14 protein-coding genes are annotated in these 17460 nt (G+C 68.9%); 11 read left to right on the top strand and 3 right to left on the bottom strand.

Annotated elements, in window-relative coordinates; genetic code table 11:
- Window positions 1–20: 20 nt before the first annotated feature.
- Window positions 21–2291, top strand: coding sequence for a putative bifunctional diguanylate cyclase/phosphodiesterase (locus AC1DOP_RS14220; RefSeq protein WP_442122062.1), 2271 nt, complete (start codon window positions 21–23; stop codon window positions 2289–2291).
- 127 nt (window positions 2292–2418) lie between these two features.
- On the opposite strand, the gene AC1DOP_RS14215 is transcribed toward AC1DOP_RS14220, so the two are convergent.
- The gene (locus AC1DOP_RS14215; RefSeq protein WP_442122061.1) at window positions 2419–2871 is read right to left on the bottom strand and encodes a CBS domain-containing protein; all 453 of its coding nucleotides are present in this window, start codon (window positions 2869–2871) and stop codon (window positions 2419–2421) included.
- A gap of 246 nt (window positions 2872–3117) precedes the next feature.
- Between AC1DOP_RS14215 and AC1DOP_RS14210 the strand changes: the two genes are divergently transcribed.
- The 3 genes from AC1DOP_RS14210 to AC1DOP_RS14200 are packed head-to-tail and all read left to right on the top strand — an operon-like array spanning window position 3118 to window position 5559.
- Entirely contained in the window at window positions 3118–4428 is a 1311-nt protein-coding gene (locus AC1DOP_RS14210) for an O-acetylhomoserine aminocarboxypropyltransferase (RefSeq protein ID WP_442122060.1), read from the top strand.
- A gap of 1 nt (window position 4429) precedes the next feature.
- Complete coding sequence (locus AC1DOP_RS14205; RefSeq protein WP_477251843.1) at window positions 4430–5236, top strand: alpha/beta fold hydrolase; 807 nt, start codon at window positions 4430–4432, stop codon at window positions 5234–5236.
- Between the two features lie 14 nt (window positions 5237–5250).
- Window positions 5251–5559 (top strand): Mpo1-like protein, encoded by a 309-nt coding sequence (locus AC1DOP_RS14200; protein WP_442122058.1) that lies wholly within the window; start codon window positions 5251–5253, stop codon window positions 5557–5559.
- On the opposite strand, the gene AC1DOP_RS14195 is transcribed toward AC1DOP_RS14200, so the two are convergent.
- Both AC1DOP_RS14195 and AC1DOP_RS14190 read right to left on the bottom strand, forming a co-directional pair.
- Window positions 5549–7546: a GGDEF domain-containing protein gene (locus AC1DOP_RS14195; RefSeq protein ID WP_442122057.1), complete on the bottom strand. Its 1998-nt coding sequence runs from the start codon at window positions 7544–7546 to the stop codon at window positions 5549–5551. The genes AC1DOP_RS14200 and AC1DOP_RS14195 overlap by 11 nt on opposite strands.
- Window positions 7547–7650: 104 nt before the next feature.
- Entirely contained in the window at window positions 7651–9027 is a 1377-nt protein-coding gene (locus AC1DOP_RS14190; RefSeq protein WP_442122056.1) for a YihY family inner membrane protein, read from the bottom strand.
- 71 nt (window positions 9028–9098) lie between these two features.
- Here AC1DOP_RS14190 and wrbA point away from each other — a divergent pair, with 71 nt between their 5' ends.
- The 7 genes from wrbA to AC1DOP_RS14155 are packed head-to-tail and all read left to right on the top strand — an operon-like array spanning window position 9099 to window position 17455.
- Window positions 9099–9710, top strand: coding sequence for an NAD(P)H:quinone oxidoreductase (wrbA, locus tag AC1DOP_RS14185; RefSeq protein ID WP_442122055.1), 612 nt, complete (start codon window positions 9099–9101; stop codon window positions 9708–9710).
- Between the two features lie 3 nt (window positions 9711–9713).
- Complete coding sequence (locus tag AC1DOP_RS14180) at window positions 9714–10112, top strand: DUF2069 domain-containing protein (RefSeq protein ID WP_442122054.1); 399 nt, start codon at window positions 9714–9716, stop codon at window positions 10110–10112.
- The gene (locus tag AC1DOP_RS14175; protein WP_477251840.1) at window positions 10105–11526 is read left to right on the top strand and encodes an FAD-binding oxidoreductase; all 1422 of its coding nucleotides are present in this window, start codon (window positions 10105–10107) and stop codon (window positions 11524–11526) included. The genes AC1DOP_RS14180 and AC1DOP_RS14175 overlap by 8 nt, the downstream gene beginning before the upstream one ends.
- Before the next feature lie 13 nt (window positions 11527–11539).
- On the top strand, window positions 11540–11983 hold the full coding sequence (locus tag AC1DOP_RS14170; RefSeq protein WP_477251838.1) for a DUF4124 domain-containing protein: 444 nt from the start codon (window positions 11540–11542) through the stop codon (window positions 11981–11983).
- Window positions 11971–14538 carry an ABC transporter permease gene (locus AC1DOP_RS14165; RefSeq protein ID WP_477251836.1) on the top strand — a complete coding sequence of 856 codons (2568 nt, stop codon included), beginning with the start codon at window positions 11971–11973 and terminating at the stop codon, window positions 14536–14538. Before AC1DOP_RS14170 ends, AC1DOP_RS14165 begins: the two co-directional genes overlap by 13 nt.
- A complete protein-coding gene (locus tag AC1DOP_RS14160) occupies window positions 14538–15611 on the top strand; it encodes a lipocalin-like domain-containing protein (protein ID WP_442122153.1) in 1074 nt (357 codons plus the stop codon). The genes AC1DOP_RS14165 and AC1DOP_RS14160 overlap by 1 nt, the downstream gene beginning before the upstream one ends.
- Before the next feature lie 29 nt (window positions 15612–15640).
- Window positions 15641–17455 carry an ABC transporter transmembrane domain-containing protein gene (locus tag AC1DOP_RS14155; RefSeq protein WP_442122050.1) on the top strand — a complete coding sequence of 605 codons (1815 nt, stop codon included), beginning with the start codon at window positions 15641–15643 and terminating at the stop codon, window positions 17453–17455.
- Window positions 17456–17460: the final 5 nt, after the last annotated feature.

Genomic DNA, 17460 nt, shown 5'->3' with positions numbered 1-17460 from the left:
GCCAACTTGGAGATACAGCAATGCCCGCACCGACGACGCCTCAGGGCCAGGCGCAGGACGACGAACTGGTGTTCGTCGACGAAGCGCCGACAGCCTCCGGCGGCGCCCCGGACAACGAAGCCGGCAGCGCCGGCGCGTGGCGGGTGCTGATCGTCGACGACGACGCCGACGTCCACTCGACGACCACCTTCGCCCTCGGCAGCCTCGAACTGCACGGCCGCAAGCTCGCCTTCCTGCATGCCTACTCGGCCGCCGAGGCGCGCGCCCTGCTGGAGCGCGAAGGCGACATCGCCGTGGTCCTGCTCGACGTCGTCATGGAGGAGGCGGACGCCGGCCTGCACCTGGTGCGGCACATCCGTGAAACCCTGGGCCGGCACGACCTGCGCATCATCCTGCGCACCGGCCAGCCCGGCTATGCGCCCGAGATGGACGCCATCCGCGGCTACGACATCAACGATTACCGGACCAAGTCCGAACTCACGCGCACCAAGCTCTACACCTCGGTGGCGTCGGCGATCCGCGCCTACGAACAGATCCGCGCGCTGGAAGCGAGCCGCCAGGGCCTGGCCGAAGTGGTGCGCGCCAACGCCGAGCTGATGGCGCAGCGCACGGTCGGCGGCATGGCGGACGGCATCCTGCGCGAAGCGGCGCGCCTGATCGGCCAGCCCGCGCCCGGCCTGATGTGCTCCTGCCTCGGCGGCCCGCAGGCGGCGGCATGGCAGGTGCTGGCGGCCAGCCACGACAAGGCCGCGCTGGCGCCGAGCGGCATGCTGGCCGCGGGTGGCGACAGCACCGCGGCGGCGATCCGCCAGACCCTGCTCGAACAACGCCACATCTTCGGCGAGCGCTACCTCACCCTTTATTTCGGCGGCAAGGCCCACTGCGATTTCGCCACCTGGATCGAGCTGGAACGTCCGCTGGATCCCCTGCGCCGCGGCCTGCTGGAGCTGTTTGCGTCGAATATCGCGGTCGGCCTCGACAACGTGGCCCTGCTGACCGACCTCCAGCGCGCCGCCTTCTACGACCCGCTGACCGGCCTGCCGAACCGCACCCGCCTGGTCGAACTGATCGATGAAGGCATCAGCCGCAACACCAACGTGGCGGACGAGGTCCTGTGCCTGGTCGACCTCGACCACTTTGCCGAGATCAACGACGCCCTCGGCCACCAGTTCGGCGATGCCCTGCTGGTCGCGGTGGCCCAGCGCCTGCGCGCCCGGCTCCATTCGCGCCTGCAGCTGGCGCGCATCGGCAGCGACATCTTCTGCGTGCTGGGCGACTCCGCCGAGGTCGATCCGGAAGCGATCCGCGCCCTGTTCGCGGCGCCCTTCTCGATCGAGGGCCAGGACCTGCAGGTCTCGATCACGCTCGGCCTGGTGCGCCTGATGGAGCACGACGGCAGCGGCGCCGACGCCCTCAAGGACGCCGACATCGCCCTCAAGCGCGCCAAGAGCCGCCAGCGCGGCGGCCATTTCTACTTCTCGCGCGGCATGGGCGTCGAGATCCGCGAACGGGTGCGCCTGATGCACGCACTGCGCAGCGGCTTCGCGCGCGGCGAACTGTTCCTGGCCTTCCAGCCCCAGGTGGAACTGGGCGCCCACCGCCCCTTCGGCGCCGAAGCCCTGCTGCGCTGGCGCACCGAGGACGGACGCCTGGTACCGCCCGATCGCTTCATCCCGATCGCCGAATCATCGGGCCTGATCATCGAGATCGGCGAATGGGTGCTGCGCCAGGCCTGCGCCGAGCTGATGCGCCTGCGCGCGGCCGGCTACCTGGACTTCACGATGTCGATCAACGTGTCCCAGGTGCAGTTCCGCCACCCGGGCTTCCTCGACATGCTGCGCCAGGCGCTGGTGGACACCGGCGCGCCGCCGGAGCGGGTCGAGCTGGAAATCACGGAATCGATGGCGATGGAAGAGCCGGACCTGCTGATCGAGCGCCTCGCCGCGATCAAGCGCACCGGCGTCTCGATCGCGATCGACGACTTCGGCACCGGCTTCTCGTCGCTGTCCTACCTGCAGCGCCTGCAGGTCGACCGCCTGAAGATCGACCGCGCCTTCGTCACCGAGATCACGGGCTCGGCGCGCGGCAGCAGCATTGCTGAAATGGTGATCGAACTGGGACGCAACCTCGGGCTATCGATCATCGCCGAGGGCGTCGAGGACGAGCGCCAGGCGCAGATCCTGCAGGCGCTGGGCTGCCCGCTGGCGCAGGGCTTCCTGTTCTCGCGGCCGCTGGCGCCGGAGCAGCTGCTGGAGTGGCTGGGGGCGGATGCGCTGACGCGCGCGGCTTGAATATCAACTACGTCGTTCCCGCGGAGGCGGGAACCCAAGTTCGCCGCGAACTGAGGACGCCTGCCTGCACTACTCAAGCAAACCTGGATCCCCGCCTGCGCGGGGATGACGGTCTTCAGGCCAACACTTAGTCGTCAGCCGCCTGTTCCGCCGGCCAATCCCGGATATAAGCCTTCAACATCCGGTTCTCGAAACTCTGCGCCTCCAGCACCGCCTTGGCGACGTCATAGAACGAGATCACGCCCAGCAGGGTGCGGGCATTCATCACCGGCAGGTAGCGCGCATGCTTTTCCAGCATGATGCGGCGCACCTCGTTGACCTCGGTGTCCGGGGTCACGGTGATCGGGCTGTCGTCCATGTGCTTGCGCACGCTGCCGGCGGCGGTTGCGCTGCCGAAGGTATTGACGGCCTGGATCACTTCGCGGAAGGTCAGCATGCCGACCAGGTCGCCGTATTCCATTACCACCAGAGAACCGATATCGCGCTCCGCCATCGTCGCCGCGGCGTCGGCCAGCGGCGTGTCCGGAGACACCGTGTAAAGGATATCGCCTTTCACCTGCAGGATTTCAGATACTTTCATAGTGGTCACCATGTCGTGGGTACGTGGTACGGGAGCGCTGGGAACGAGAGAGCTGGACACTGGATTCGGAGGTACTTGGACCTTATTCAACACATAACGCCGACTCTAGCCTATGCCTTCCGAAAAAGCCATACTTGCGCGCTAACAAACTTGCGCAAATGATGATTTAAAGCCACTCGCGATGTCGCATTGCTATCGGCTGGTGGTAGGATGCCGCTCGTCACCATCACTACGGATGAACAGATCATGAGCGGTCCCAGGTATCCCGGCTTCGACACCCTGTCCCTGCACGCCGGCGCCAGCCCCGACCCGGCCACCGGCGCGCGCGCCACGCCGGTGTATTTCACGTCCTCGTTCGCGTTCCGCGATGCGGACCACGCGGCCTCGCTGTTCAATATGGAACGCGCCGGCCACGTCTATTCCCGCCTCTCGAACCCGACCAATGCAGTGCTCGAGGAGCGTATCGCCGCCCTCGAAGGCGGCGTGGCCGGCATCGCCACCGCCAGCGGCCAGGCCGCGCTGCACCTGGGCCTGTCCACCATCGCCGGCGCCGGCAGCCACGTGGTCGCCTCGCGCGCCCTCTACGGCGGCTCGCACAACCTGCTGGCCTACACCCTCAAGCGCTTCGGTATCGAGACCAGCTTCGTCGATCCGCGCGACCTCGACGCCTGGCGCGCCGCGATCCGGCCCGAAACCAAGGTGCTGTTCGGCGAAACCCTGGGCAACCCGGGCCTGGACGTGCTCGACATCCCGCGCGTGGCGGCACTGGCCCACGAGCACGACCTGCCGCTGATGGTCGACGCCACCCTGAGTACGCCCTGGCTCCTGAGACCCTTCGATCACGGCGCCGATCTGGTGTTCCACTCGGCGACGAAATTCCTGTGCGGGCACGGCACCGCGATCGGCGGCCTGCTGGTCGACGGCGGCAGCTTCGACTGGCAGCGCGCCCATGCGCGCACGGGACGCTTCGCCGAACTGTGCGAGCCTTATGAGGGCTTCCACGGCATGGTGTTTGCCGAGGAATCGACGGTCGGCGCCTTCGCCCTGCGGGCGCGGCGCGAAGGCTTGCGCGACTTCGGCGCGGCGATGAGCCCGCACAATGCCTTCGCCATCCTGCAAGGCATCGAAACCCTGGGCCTGCGCATGGAGCGCCACGTGGCCAACGCGCGCAAGCTGGTCGAATTCCTGGTGAGCCATCCGGCGGTGGAATCGGTGGTCTGGCCCGAGCTCGAAAGCCATCCCGACCACGAGCTGGCGAAGACCCTGCTGCCGCGCGGCTGCGGCGGCGTGTTCTCCTTCCACCTGCGCGGCGGACGCGCGGCCGGCAAGCGCTTCATCGACGCTTTGCGCCTGTTCTCGCACCTGGCCAACGTCGGCGATGCGAAATCGCTGGCGATCCACCCCGCCTCGACCACGCATTTCCGGGTCCCTGCCGACCAACTGGCCGCGGCCGGGGTCGGCGAAGGCATGATCCGCATCTCAAGCGGCCTCGAAGATGCCGACGACCTGATCGAAGACCTGACGCGCGGGCTGAAGCTGGCCCAGAAGGGAGCCTGAAATGATCTATGAGATCAACGGCGCTCCAGCCTACAGCTACACCGGCGGCAAGGCCTTCGATGCCCGGCAGCCCACCATCGTCTTCCTGCACGGCGCCCAGAACGACCACTCGGTGTGGGCCCTGCAGAGCCGCTACTTTGCCTGGCACGGCTGGAACGTGCTGGCGCCCGACCTGCCCGGGCACGGCCGCAGCGGCGGCCAATCCCTCGACAGCGTCGAGGCGATGGCCGACTGGCTGCTGGACCTGCTGGATGCGGCGGGCGCCGGCCAGGCCGTGCTGGCCGGCCACAGCATGGGCTCATTGATTGCGCTGGAAGCCGCCCACCGCGCGCCCGGCCGGGTGACGGGCCTGGCCCTGCTCGGCACGACCTGGCCGATGAAGGTATCCGACACCCTCCTCGCCGCCTCGAAGGACCGGCTGCAGGAGGCAATCGACATGGTCAATATCTGGTCGCACACCGGTCCCCTGCCGCGCCCGGCCTGCCCGGCGCCCGGCTTTTCCGTCACGGGCCTGTCGCGCCGCCTGATGCAGCGCCTGGCCGAGCAGAACCCGGACCAGCTCTTCCACACCGACTTTTCGGCCTGTAATGCCTACGCCAACGGCGGCGTGGCGGCCGCCGGAATCAGTTGCCCGACGCTGTTCGTTCTGGGCGCACGCGACATCATGACCCCGCCGCGTTCCGCGCAGGCGCTGACGTCGGCCATCGTGCATGGCAAAATCGTCACCGTGGACGCCGGCCACGCCATGATGGCCGAGCAGCCCGACGCGGTGCTCGACGCGCTGATCGCCTTCGCCGGCAGACAATGAGAGGAGACCTTCAGATGGCGGCCGTTCGCTACAGCAGCTTTGCGGAGTTCTATCCCTACTACCTGACCCAGCACGACAACCGCCTGTGCCGGCGCGCCCATTTCATCGGGACCTCGTCGGCCATCGCCGCGATCGCCCAGTACCTCGACAGCCTGAATGCCTGGTGGCTGCTGTTCGCACTGGTGAGCGGTTATGGCGGGGCCTGGATCGGCCACTTCGTCTACGAAAAGAACCGCCCGGCGAGCTTCGGCAATCCCTGGTGGTCGTTCCGGGCCGACTGGGTAATGTACTGGCAGATGCTGACCGGAAAGCTCAGCTGGTAACGTTGACGAGGCTCAGCAGGCCATCGGCCGAAGCCTGCTTCAGGTCGGCATCGGCGGCGGCGACCGCCTCCTTGGTCAGCTCGGCGGCATCCTGCACGCCGAAAGCCTGGTTGCGGCCGGCCGTCTTGGCCAGGTAGAGGCAGAGGTCCGCCAGGTGGACCAGCTGTTCCCAGCCGGGGGCGGCCTCATTGTCGGCCGGGTTCGGGCAGAAGCCGATCGATACCGTGACGGTCAGCTCGCGCTCCTCGGCGACGATGGCGGTGCCGGACACCGACGCCAGCAAGCGGCCGCAGACCTGGCGTGCCTCGTCGGTGGCGACGCCGGGCAGGTAGGCCAGGAATTCCTCGCCGCCCCAGCGGATCAGCACATCCTGTTCGCGCAGCGCGCCCGCCAGGCGCGAGGCCACGTTTTTCAGGACCACGTCGCCGGCGCCATGGCCGAAGCGGTCGTTGATCGACTTGAAGTGGTCGACGTCGAGCAGCAGGAAGACGCCGCCTCCCTTGGCCTCGCCGCGGCTGCGCTGGGCGTGCAGTTGCGGCACGACCTGCTCGTAGAAGTAGTGGCGGTTGAACAGGCCGGTGAGCGAGTCGCGGGTGCTCTGCAGGAACAGCTGCTCGTTCTTCAGCTTCAGCGTGGCGTTCGCCTTCCTGACGCGGGCGTACAGCAAGGCGATCAGGGCCACCGCGGCCAGAGTCGTCGCGCTGAGCAGCACCCACATGCTGCGCAGGCGCTTGACGTTGGCCAGTTCGGCCGCCTTCAGCTCGCTTTCGTGGTGCAGCGCGCTCAACTCGGCCTGCTTCTTCTGGACCGCATAGGCGCGCTGCAGCGTCTGGTAGGACAGCTGCTTTTCCTTGCGCCAGGCGGCCAGCGAGACCGAGCCGGCCTTTTCGTAGATCGTCAGCGCGTCGTCGCCCCAGCCGACCTGGTTCAGCGCGTGGCCGTAATCCAGCAGCATGCGCACATAGCGCTCGTCGCCCTGCATGCCGGCCAGCGCCTTGTCGACCATGGCGCGGCCGCCGGCGATGTTGCGGAAATAGATGGTGGCGATGCCGAGCTGGAAGGATGCGAGCCGGCTGCCGGTATCGTCCTCGAACTCGCGCGCGATCCGCAGCGCCGCTTCGCTGGTGCGGGCGGCCTCGCCGAAACGTCGGGACTGGATATAGAGTTCGGCCAGGTTCGCCATCGGCACGGCCAGGCTCTCGCGGGCCTGGAGTTTTTCGAGGGTCTCGACGGCCGCCAGCAAGGCCTTCTCGGCGCGCTTCTGGTTGCCGGCGCGGGCGGCGGCCGCGTATTCCGTCAGCCTGGCGTGGGCCAGCTGGGCCGGGATGCCGCGGCTCCTGGCGATGGAAACCAGTTCGTCGGTCAGGGACAGGGCCTGGGCCGCGCCGGCAGTGCCATTGCCGGCCAGCAGGCGCACCTGTTCGCGCAGCGCCATCGACAAGGCGTCCGGGTCGCCGCCCGCGCGCGCCAGTACGACCGCGCGCGCCATGAAGTCGAGGGCGTCGTCGACGCGGCCTTCCTGGTCGGCCAGCAGGCCCTGGGCGACCAGGGCGCGGGTCTGCAGGTGGACATCGCGGCTGTCGGCGGCCAGCGCGGCGCCGTCCTCGACGAGGCGACGCGCCGCATCCTGGTCGTGTACCAGCCTGGACAGCACCAGGCCGTGGCTGAGCATGGCCTTGGCCAGCAGGTTATCGTCGCGGGATTCGCGGGCTATTTGTTCCGCCTGGACGGCGGCATCGAGGGCTTCGTGCTTCCTGCCGCGCCAGAACCATGCGCGGCTGCTTTCCACCAGGACCAGGCCCAGCTGCGGTCCGCTGCGCCCTTGCTTCAGGATATCGAGCCTGCGCAGGGCGTCGAGGGGCATGACATAGGCTTCCTCGCGGGCATTGATCAGCTCGTGATTGAATTCGTACTGGTCGTCGCCGGCATAGGCCAGCGCAGTCCAGCACAGGAACAGCAGGCCCAAGAGGAAGCGGCGCACAACCATGTGGTCTCCAAACGTATGCCGCCAATAGTAACATCGGGCAACGTTTGATTCCACAATTCAACTGTATCCGTAGCGAAACAGAAACGGAACCGTTGGTGAACAGGCTATTTAACAACAAAATGGTCCGCCAAGCTCTGGTCCAGCCCGCGCTCCACGGCCGCCTCGACCCGGCGCGCCAGCGCCGCCGTATCCAGCGCCAGCGGCGAGTTCTGCGCAGTCTCGACAGCCCCCGTTCCCGGCGCAGGCGGGCCCTCGACCCCGGCGCCGCCGAACACGAACAGGCGGTAGACGTCGGACAGGCGGACCAGGCCTGGGTCGACCAACAGAACCCAGCCGTCGCCGCCTTCGCGCGCGCCGCGGCCCCAGATCGCCTTGACGGACTCCTCCGCGTGCACCCGGCCCACCCAGCCCGCCGCCACCATCTGATCCAGCAGCAGGGACATCTCGTCGTAGCCGATGCGGGTGTGGGCGCGGATCTGGGCGCCGGTCGCCAGCGCGGTGCCGGTGGTCGCGGCGGCGCCGTGGAGCACCTTCAGGATCGCCATCGCATCGACGAAGGCGCCGCCCGGCACCGGTTCATACCACCAGCGCTCGTACTTCACCACCGGCAGCGCGGCGGTGAGCAGCGCCCCCACCAGGGTGATCAGCCAGGACAGATACATCCACAGCAGGAAAAGCGGCAGCGCCGCCAGCGCGCCGTAGATGATGGCGTAGGTCGGGAACTGGCGGATGAAGATGGCGAACACGCGCTTGGCGATCTCGAAGGCGACCGCCGCCACCAGCCCGCCCCACAGGGCGTCGCGCCAGTCGACCCAGCGGTTCGGCACCGTCATGTAGAGCAGCGTGTAGGCGCCGGTGGTCAGCGCCACCGACATGGCGGTATAGAACAGGGTGCCGATGAAGGGAACGGCGCTCATCAGGCCCGTGGTGGCGCTGAACAGCTGGGAGGTGAGGGTTAGCGAGATGCCGAACAGCAGCGGCCCGAGCGTCACCAGGGCCCAGTAGATCAGCACCCGCTGCACCAGCGGCCGCGGGCGCTTGACCCGCCAGATCTGGTTGAAGGCGCGCTCGATCATGCCGATCATGGCCGCCGTGGTCAGCACCAGGGCCACCGCGCCCACCGCCGACAGCTTGGTCGCCTTGCTGGCGAACTGGGTCAGGTTCGAGGTGATCGTGTTCGCGATCGCCTTCGGCATCACCATCTGCACGAAGTAATGGTCGAGGGAGGAGCGCAGCTGGCCGAAGATCGGAAAGGTGGTGAAGATCGCCAGCACGATGGTCAGCAGCGGCACCAGGGCCAGCGTGGTGGTGAAGGTGAGGCTGCCCGCCACCTGCGGCAGCTTCTCGGTCAGCAGGCGGCGGCGCGCGAAGCGCACCAGGTCGCGCACCTCGGCCCAGGTCAGGCCGCGCACCTTGTCGACGCCGACGTTGATCATCTCGCTGGTGGAACGGGAAATACTGGAGACGGTTTTGGAAAGCATTGGACCCTGGTAGCGGCGCGCGGTCATGTCGCGCTTCGTGTCATATTATAAAGCGCCCTATAATACCAACGATGAACCCAACCGATCCGATCATCCTCGTCCTCTATTACTCTCGACATGGCAAGACACGCAAGCTCGCCGAACTCATTGCCCAGGGCGTGGAAAGCGTCCCCGGCGCGGAGGCGCGCCTGCGCACCGTGCCGGCGGTGTCGACGGTGGCCGAAGCCACCGAGCCGGACATCCCACGGAGCGGCGCTCCCTATGTCGAGCTCGAGGACCTGGCGGAATGCGCCGGACTGGCCCTGGGTTCGCCAACCCGGTTCGGCAATATGGCGGCGGCGATGAAGTACTTCCTCGACGGGACCTCCGCACAATGGCTGTCCGGCACCCTGTCGGGCAAGCCGGCTGCCGTCTTCACCTCCACCGGCAGCCTGCACGGCGGCCAGGAATCGACCCTGCTGTCGATGATGATTCCGCTGCTGCACCACGGCATGATGGTGATGGGCCTGCCCTACACCATGCCGGAGCTGATGACCACCGAAAGCGGCGGCAGCCCCTACGGCGCGACCCACTGGTCCGGCGTGGACGGCAACCGGCCGATCACGGACGACGAGAAGCGGCTCGCGATCGCGCTGGGCCGGCGCCTGGCGCTGGCGAGCCGCAATCTGCAGGGGATGGAGTAGGACATGCAAGTGCATCGGGTATTCCATACGGGGGCGGTGACCAGCCTGGTCATCCTGTGCGTCTGGCTGCTTGCCTGGGAAATCGCGGTCGCCCCGCTGCATCCGGGCGGCTCTCTGCTGGCGCTGAAAGCGCTGCCGCTGCTGCTGCCGCTGCGCGGCGTGATCAAACGCGACCTGTACACGCTGCAGTGGTCGTCGATGGTCATCCTCATCTACTTCGTCGAAGGCGTGGTGCGGGCCTGGAGTGACAAGACCGACATCTCGCGCATCATGGCGCTGGGCGAGGTGCTGCTGGTCGTCTCCTATTTCGTGTTCGCCCTGCTCTACCTGCGCCCCTACAAGAAGCAGGCCCAGAAGCTGGCGAAGGAGTTGCTCGACAAGGTAAAAGTTCCGCATGACTGATTCCGTATCCGATCTCTTCCTGGCGCATTGCCGCGAGCTGATCGGCGTCGAGCACGTCCTCACCGGCGAGGCCGACGTCGCCCCCTACCTGACCGACTGGCGCGGCCGCTTCACCGGCCGTGCGCGCGCCGTGCTGCGCCCCCTCGACGCCGCCCAGGTGGCCGGCCTGGTGCGCCTATGCGCCGCCCACCGCGTGCCCATCGTGCCGCAGGGCGGACGCACGGGCCTGGTGGTCGGCAGCGTGCCGGACGAATCCGGCCATGCCGTGGTGCTGTCGCTGCGCCGCCTGAACCGCATCCGCGCCATCGATCCGGTCAACCGCACCATGACGGTGGACGCCGGCTGCATCCTGCACGACATCCAGCAGGCCGCGAGCCATCACGGCATGCTGTTCCCGCTGTCGCTGGCGGCCGAGGGCAGCTGCACCATCGGCGGCAACCTGGCGACGAATGCCGGCGGCACCGGCGTCCTGCGCTACGGGAATACTCGCGAGCTCTGCCTCGGCCTCGAAGTCGTCACCGCCCGCGGCGAGCTGTGGGACGGCTTGCGCGGCCTGCGCAAGGACAATACCGGCTACGACCTGCGCGACCTGTACATCGGCGCCGAAGGCACCCTCGGCGTGATCACCGGCGCCGTGCTCAAGCTCTTCCCGCAGCCGAAGGCCGGCATCACCGCCCTGGTGGCGCTGTCCAGCTGCCGCGATGCCCTGGGGCTGCTGGGCATGGCCCAGGACACCGCCGGCCCGACCCTGACCGGCTACGAGCTGATGAGCGACGTCTGCCTGCGCCTGGTCGGCAAGCACTTCCCCGACCTGCCGCGGCCCTTCCCGCAGCGCCATCCCGAGTACGCCTTGCTCGAACTGTCCAGCCACGAGTCGGAGCAGCACGCGGTGCGCCTGCTGGAAGAGACCATCGAGCGCGCGCTGGAAGCCGGCCTGGCCCAGGATGCCGTGGTGGCGACCTCGATCGCCCAGTCGCGCGCCCTGTGGGCGATCCGCGAGCACATCCCGCTGGCCCAGGCCGCGGACGGCAAGAACATCAAGCACGACATCTCGGTCCCGATCTCGCGCATCGCCGATTTCGTCGAAAAGACCGACGTCCTGCTCGAACACGCCTGGCCGGGCGTGCAGGTGGTGTGCTTCGGCCACCTGGGCGACGGCAACCTGCACTACAACATCGCGCCGCCCGAGGGCACCCCGCACGAAGCCTTCCTCGCCTACCAGGGCGACGTCAACCGCATCGTGCACGACAGCGTGGCGGCCTTCGGCGGATCGATTTCCGCCGAGCACGGCATCGGCGCCCTGAAGCGCGACGAACTGCCGCGCTACAAGGCCCAGGTCGAACTCGACCTGATGCGTGCCATCAAGGCAGCCCTGGACCCGCTCGGCATCATGAACCCTGGCAAAATTCTTTGACCGGAGATCCTTCATGATGCGCGTTTTCCTCCTCTTCGCCGCCACCCTGCTGCCGGCCGCCGTACAGGCCCAGGACGTGTACAAATGCACGCACGGGGGCAAGACCAGCTACGGCGACCAGCCCTGCGCGCAAGGCGCGTCGAAAGCCCTGCCGCCGGCGCCGGCCGGCATCTCGATCTCGGACCAGATCGGTCCGCAGGGCGGCGACGCCCGCACCCTGCTGGAACTGGAAAAGGCCCGCATCGCCCGCGAGAAGGCGGCGGAGAAGCAGGGCCGCGTCGAGGTCCGGCAAGCGCGTGCAGTCCAGGCCCAGCGCAAGAAATGCGACAAGCTGCGCCTGCGCCACAAATGGGCGGAAGAAGACCTGGCCCATACCGCGCACGGGCCGAAGCATGAGGCGGCGCGCATCAAGCTGAGGCGCCAGGCCGAAACCCTGGCGGTGGAATGTCCGGCCTAGGGCTGCTGTCGCGCTGGCTGCTGTTCGGCGAGTGGCGCGCGCATCCGATGCGCGCCCTGCTCGCCGTCGCCGCGATCGCGGTCGGCGTCGCCATGGGCTTCGCCATCCACCTGATCAATGCCGCCGCCTTCAACGAATTCTCGGCCGCCATCCAGAGCCTGGCAGGCCAGGCCGACCTGCAGGTGCGCGGGCGTGAAGCCCAGTTCGACGAAAGCATCTATCCGCGCCTGGCCACGCATGAAGGCGTGGCGCTGGCCTCGCCCGTGCTGGAACTCGATGCCGCATTGGCCGGCAGGCCGGGTTCGCTGAAGGTCGTCGGCCTCGACGCCCTGCGCGCCGGCTACGTCTCGCCCGACCTGGCCGGCGTGCCGCAAAAGGGCCGTGGCGCCGACGTGCTGGCCGACGACACCATCTTCCTTTCGCCCGCCGCCCAGAACTGGCTCGGCGCGCAGGCCGGCGCCACCCTGATGCTGCGCGCCGGCACCCGGAACGTGCCGCTGCGCGTGGCCGGCCCCATCCTGCGCGCCCGCAGCGGCCAGCGCCTGGGCGTGATGGACATCGGCGCCCTGCAGTGGCGCTTCCACCAGCTCGGCAAGCTGTCGCGCATCGACCTCAAGCTGCGCGACGGCGTCGACCGCGCCGCCTTCGAGCGCGGCCTGGCACGCGAGCTGGAACGCGATTTCCCGGGCCGCTTCACGGTGGCGGCGCCGAACGACGCCAACCAGGAGAGCCGCAACAATAATCTCAGCCGCGCCTACCGCGTCAACCTGACGGTGCTGGCCCTGGTGGCCCTGTTCACCGGCGCCTTCCTGGTGTTCTCGACCCAGGCCCTGTCGGTGCTGCGGCGGCGCAGCCAGTTCGCGCTGCTGCGGGTGCTGGGCCTGCCGCGCCGCCTCCTGCTGCGCCAGGTGCTGCTCGAAGGCGCCAGCCTCGGCGTGATAGGCGCCCTGCTCGGCATCGCCGCGGGTTACGGACTGGCGGCGGCCGCGCTGGCCTTCTTCGGCGGCGACCTCGGCGCCGGCTACTTCCCCGGCGTGAAGCCGACCGTCCACTTCACGCCGGTGGCGGCGAGCGTGTTCTTCCTGCTTGGCCTGGGCGTGGCCCTGCTGGGCTGCGCGGCGCCGGCCTGGGAAGCGGCGCGCGCCCGGCCCGCCGTCGCCCTCAAGTCCGGCAACGACGAGACCGCGTTGGCCCGCCTGGCGCGCATCTGGCCCTCGCTGCTCTGCCTCGGCGCGGCCGCGGCCTGCGCCTTCGCCCCGCCGGTGTTCGAGCTGCCGCTGTTCGGCTATTTTGCCGTGGCCCTGCTGCTGATCGGCGGGATCGGCCTGATGCCGCGCCTGGCGGCCAGCAGCTTCCGCTTTCTGAACCGCCTGCACATGCGGCGCGGCTCGGGCCATCCGGAACGCGCGCCTTCGCCGGTGCTGTCGCTGGCGCTGGCGCGGCTCGCCAATGCGCCGGGCCAGGCATCGATCGCCCTGGGCGGCGTGCTGGCCAGCTTCAGCCTGATGGTCGCGATGGGCATCATGGTGGCCAGCTTCCGCGTCTCGGTGGACGACTGGATGCTGCACATCCTGCCGGCCGACCTCTACGTGCGCACCGCCAGCGGCGGCAATACCGGCGGCCTCGGACCCGCCGAACAGGCGGCGATCGCCGCGCTGCCCGGCGTCGCGCAGGCAGCCTTCCTGCGCACCCGCCCGCTGTCGCTCGACCCGACGCGGCCGAACATCACCCTGGTCGCGCGCGACATCGATGCCGCCGACCCGGGCCGCCTGCTGGCCCTGGTCGGCGCGAGCGCTCCGGCGCCGGCCGGCGAACTGCCGGCATGGGTGTCGGAAGCCATGAGCGACCTGTACGGCATGCATGCCGGCCAGCGGATCGAACTGCCGCTGGGCGGCCGCAAGCAAGTCTTCTTCATCGCCGGCGTCTGGCGCGACTATGCCAACCAGTCCGGTTCGGCAATCGTCAGGCTGGCGGACTACCGCCGCCTGACCGGCGACACCACCGTCACCGATGCCGCGCTGTGGGCCGCCGACGGCACGCAGCCGGAGTCCATCGCCGCGCGGCTGCGCGGCCTGCCCTTCGGCGCCAGCCTGCAGCTGGCCAGCCCCGGCGAGATCCGCGCCGCCAGCCTGCGCATCTTCGACCGCAGCTTCGCCGTCACCTATCTGCTGGAGGCGATCGCGATCGCCATCGGCCTGTCCGGGGTGGCCGCCACCTTCTCGGCCCAGACCCTGGCGCGCGCCCGCGAATTCGGCATGCTGCGCCACGTGGGCGTGTCGCGCGGCCAGGTGCTGCGCATCCTGGCGCTGGAAGGCGGCTCGCTGACCGTGCTGGGCGTGGCCACCGGCTTCGCCCTCGGCCTGCTCATCAGCCTGATCCTGGTCTACGTGGTGAACCCGCAATCCTTCCACTGGACCATGCAGCTGCACCTGCCCTGGTCCCTGCTCGGCAGCGTGGCCGCGGTGCTGGTGGCGGCCTCGGTCGCCACCGCGCTGGTGTCGGGCCGCTATGCGCTGTCCGGCGGGCCGGTGCGCGCCGTGCGGGAGGACTGGTGATGCGCCTGCTCCGCCTGCTGATCGCCATGCTGTCGCTGCTGGCCGGCGCCGCCCTTGCGGGCCCGCCGCAATTCGCGCCGGTGACGCCCGGCCGCGCCCTCGTGTTCCCGCAGGACTATGGCGCCCATCCCGGGCACCGCACCGAATGGTGGTACGTGACCGGCTGGCTGAACACGCCTGACGGCAAGCCGCTCGGCTTCCAGGTCACATTCTTTCGCAGCCGCACCGAACACGATCCGGATAATCCCAGCGCCTTCGCGCCGAAGCAGCTGGTGATCGGCCACGCCGCCCTGTCCGATCCGGCTGCCGGCCACCTGCTGCACGACCAGCGCAGCGCGCGCGAAGGCTTCGGCCTGGCATGGGCGAAAACCGGCGATACCGACGTCAAGCTCGAAGACTGGCGCATGCGGCGCGGGCCGGACGGCCGCTACCTGGTCTCGGTCCGCGGCAGCCAGCTGGCCTTCGAACTGCAGCTCACGCCGACCCAGCCGGTGCTGCTCGAAGGCGAGGCCGGTTTTTCGCGCAAGGGCCCGCAAGCCGGGCACGCCAGTTATTATTACAGCGAGCCCCACCTGGCGGTGTCGGGCACGGTGACCAGCAGGGGCAAGCCGGTATCGGTCAAGGGCACGGCCTGGCTCGACCACGAATGGTCCAGCCAGGTGCTGGACACGAATGCGGCCGGCTGGGACTGGACCGGGATCAATCTGGACGACGGCGGCGCCCTGATGGCCTTCCAGATCCGCGCCAGGGATGGCGCCAAGCTGTGGGCCCACGCCACCCTGCGCGATGGCGCCGGCCGCCTGAGCCAGTTCGGCCCGGACCAGGTCGGCTTTGCGCCGCGGACGCGCTGGAAATCGCCGCGCACCGGCGCCACCTACCCGGTGGCGACCACGATCACGACCGGCGCGCTGCGCTGGCTGCTGAAGCCGCTGCAGCCGGACCAGGAACTCGACTCGCGCCGCTCGACCGGCGCCGTGTACTGGGAAGGCGCGGTGACGGTGGAGCGCGACGGCCGCCAGCTGGGCCGCGGCTACCTCGAGCTGACCGGCTACCTCGACCCAATGAAACTTTGAAGCACTCCGCCAACAAGAAGCCAAGAGACATGAGTAAAAGCACTACCAGTTCCAACGATGCCGTCAGCCGCAAGGGCACCTTTGCCGCCCTCGCCGGCCTCTTCCCCTTCCTGCGCCCCTACCGCCGCCAGTTCGTGCTGGCCGGGATCGCCCTGCTGGTCGCCGCCGGCGCCACCCTGGCCATCCCCTACGCCTTCAAGCAGATGATCGACCACGGCTTCGGCGCCGCGGCCGGCGGCAAGAGCATCGCCAACGTCAACGCCACCTTCCTCGCCCTGTTCGGGGTGGCGGCGGTGCTGGGGGTGGCGACCGCCGCCCGCTTCTACATGGTGTCCTGGCTGGGCGAGCGCGTGACGGCCGATATCCGCAGCGCCGTCTACTCCCACGTAGTCCGGCAAAGCCCGGAATTCTTCGAAACCACCCGCACCGGCGAAGTGCTGTCGAGGCTCACCACCGACACCACCCTGATCCAGGCCGTGGTCGGCACCAGCATCTCGCTGGCGCTGCGCAACAGCCTGCTGTTCGTGGGCGGACTGGCCATGCTGTTCGTGACCAGCGCCAAGCTCACCTCCATCATCCTCGGCCTGCTGGTGCTGGTGGTGGTGCCGATCGTGCTGTTCGGCCGCCGCGTGCGCAAGCTGTCGCGCGACTCCCAGGACCGCATCGCCGACGCCTCGGCGCTGGCCGGCGAGATCCTCAACGCCATGCCCACCGTACAGTCCTTCACCGGCGAGCGGCGCGAAGCCCAGCGTTTCGGCGCTTCCGTCGAACACGCCTTCCACACCGCGATGCGGCGTATTCGCGCGCGCTCCATCCTCACCATGCTGGCCATCGTACTGGTGTTCGGTGCCATCGTCTTCGTGTTGTGGCTGGGCGCCCACGCGGTGCTGGAAGGCTCGATGACGGGCGGCGACCTCGGCCAGTTCATCCTGTATGCCTCGATCGTCTCCGGCGCCGTGGGCGCCCTGTCCGAAGTGATGGGCGAAGCCCAGCGCGCGGCCGGCGCCGCCGAGCGCCTGCTGGAACTGCTGGCCCTGCGCTCCAGCATCGAGAGCCCGCTGCAGCCGAAGCCGCTGCCGGCGCGCCAGGCCGCCGGCAGCTCGCTGCAGCTGGCCGGCGTCGGCTTCTCCTATCCCTCGCGTCCCGACCACGCAGCGCTATCCCACCTCGACCTGAACATCAAGCCGGGCGAGACGGTCGCCATCGTCGGTCCCTCCGGCGCCGGCAAGACCACCCTGTTCCAGCTGCTGCTGCGCTTCTACGATCCGCAGTCGGGCGCGATCCTGCTGGACGGCGTCGACATCCGCGACCTCGACCTGCACGTGCTGCGCAACGCGATCGGCATCGTGCCCCAGGACACGGTGATCTTCTCGGCCGACGCGATGGAAAACATCCGCTACGGCCGGCCGGAGGCCAGCGACGCCGAAGTGATCGCGGCGGCGAAGATGGCGGCCGCCCACGAATTCATCGAACGCCTGCCCGAGGGCTACGGCTCCTACCTGGGCGAGCGCGGCGTGCGCCTGTCCGGCGGCCAGCGCCAGCGCATCGCGATCGCGCGGGCGCTGCTCAAGAATCCGCCGCTGTTGCTGCTGGACGAAGCCACCAGCGCCCTCGACGCCGAATCCGAGCGCCTGGTGCAGAGCGCCCTGGAAGCGGCGATGGTCGGCCGCACCACCCTCATCATCGCCCACCGCCTGGCCACCGTGCAGCGCGCCGACCGCATCATCGTGATGGAGGACGGCCGCATCGTCGAGACCGGCACCCACGCCTCGCTGGTGGCGCTGGGCGGCATCTATGCGAACCTGGCGGCGCTGCAGTTCCATCATGTGCAGGTAGTCCACTGAGCACC

The organism is Massilia sp. 01N410 (genome assembly GCF_056399665.1).
The sequence above is the reverse complement of the archived record's forward strand: the minus strand, read 5'-3'. Positions and strand labels throughout refer to the sequence as shown.

What these genes read in the sequence shown, in the direction of transcription:
- AC1DOP_RS14220 (WP_442122062.1), top strand. Translation starts at nt 21, where the DNA reads ATGCCCGCACCGACGACGCCTCAGGGCCAGGCGCAGGACGACGAACTG.
- AC1DOP_RS14165 (WP_477251836.1), top strand. Translation starts at nt 11,971, where the DNA reads ATGTCCGGCCTAGGGCTGCTGTCGCGCTGGCTGCTGTTCGGCGAGTGG.
- AC1DOP_RS14210 (WP_442122060.1), top strand. Translation starts at nt 3,118, where the DNA reads ATGAGCGGTCCCAGGTATCCCGGCTTCGACACCCTGTCCCTGCACGCC.
- AC1DOP_RS14170 (WP_477251838.1), top strand. Translation starts at nt 11,540, where the DNA reads ATGATGCGCGTTTTCCTCCTCTTCGCCGCCACCCTGCTGCCGGCCGCC.
- AC1DOP_RS14205 (WP_477251843.1), top strand. Translation starts at nt 4,430, where the DNA reads ATGATCTATGAGATCAACGGCGCTCCAGCCTACAGCTACACCGGCGGC.
- wrbA (WP_442122055.1), top strand. Translation starts at nt 9,099, where the DNA reads ATGAACCCAACCGATCCGATCATCCTCGTCCTCTATTACTCTCGACAT.
- AC1DOP_RS14180 (WP_442122054.1), top strand. Translation starts at nt 9,714, where the DNA reads ATGCAAGTGCATCGGGTATTCCATACGGGGGCGGTGACCAGCCTGGTC.
- AC1DOP_RS14215 (WP_442122061.1), bottom strand. Translation starts at nt 2,871, where the DNA reads ATGAAAGTATCTGAAATCCTGCAGGTGAAAGGCGATATCCTTTACACG.
- AC1DOP_RS14155 (WP_442122050.1), top strand. Translation starts at nt 15,641, where the DNA reads ATGAGTAAAAGCACTACCAGTTCCAACGATGCCGTCAGCCGCAAGGGC.
- AC1DOP_RS14200 (WP_442122058.1), top strand. Translation starts at nt 5,251, where the DNA reads ATGGCGGCCGTTCGCTACAGCAGCTTTGCGGAGTTCTATCCCTACTAC.
- AC1DOP_RS14195 (WP_442122057.1), bottom strand. Translation starts at nt 7,546, where the DNA reads ATGGTTGTGCGCCGCTTCCTCTTGGGCCTGCTGTTCCTGTGCTGGACT.
- AC1DOP_RS14160 (WP_442122153.1), top strand. Translation starts at nt 14,538, where the DNA reads ATGCGCCTGCTCCGCCTGCTGATCGCCATGCTGTCGCTGCTGGCCGGC.
- AC1DOP_RS14175 (WP_477251840.1), top strand. Translation starts at nt 10,105, where the DNA reads ATGACTGATTCCGTATCCGATCTCTTCCTGGCGCATTGCCGCGAGCTG.
- AC1DOP_RS14190 (WP_442122056.1), bottom strand. Translation starts at nt 9,027, where the DNA reads ATGCTTTCCAAAACCGTCTCCAGTATTTCCCGTTCCACCAGCGAGATG.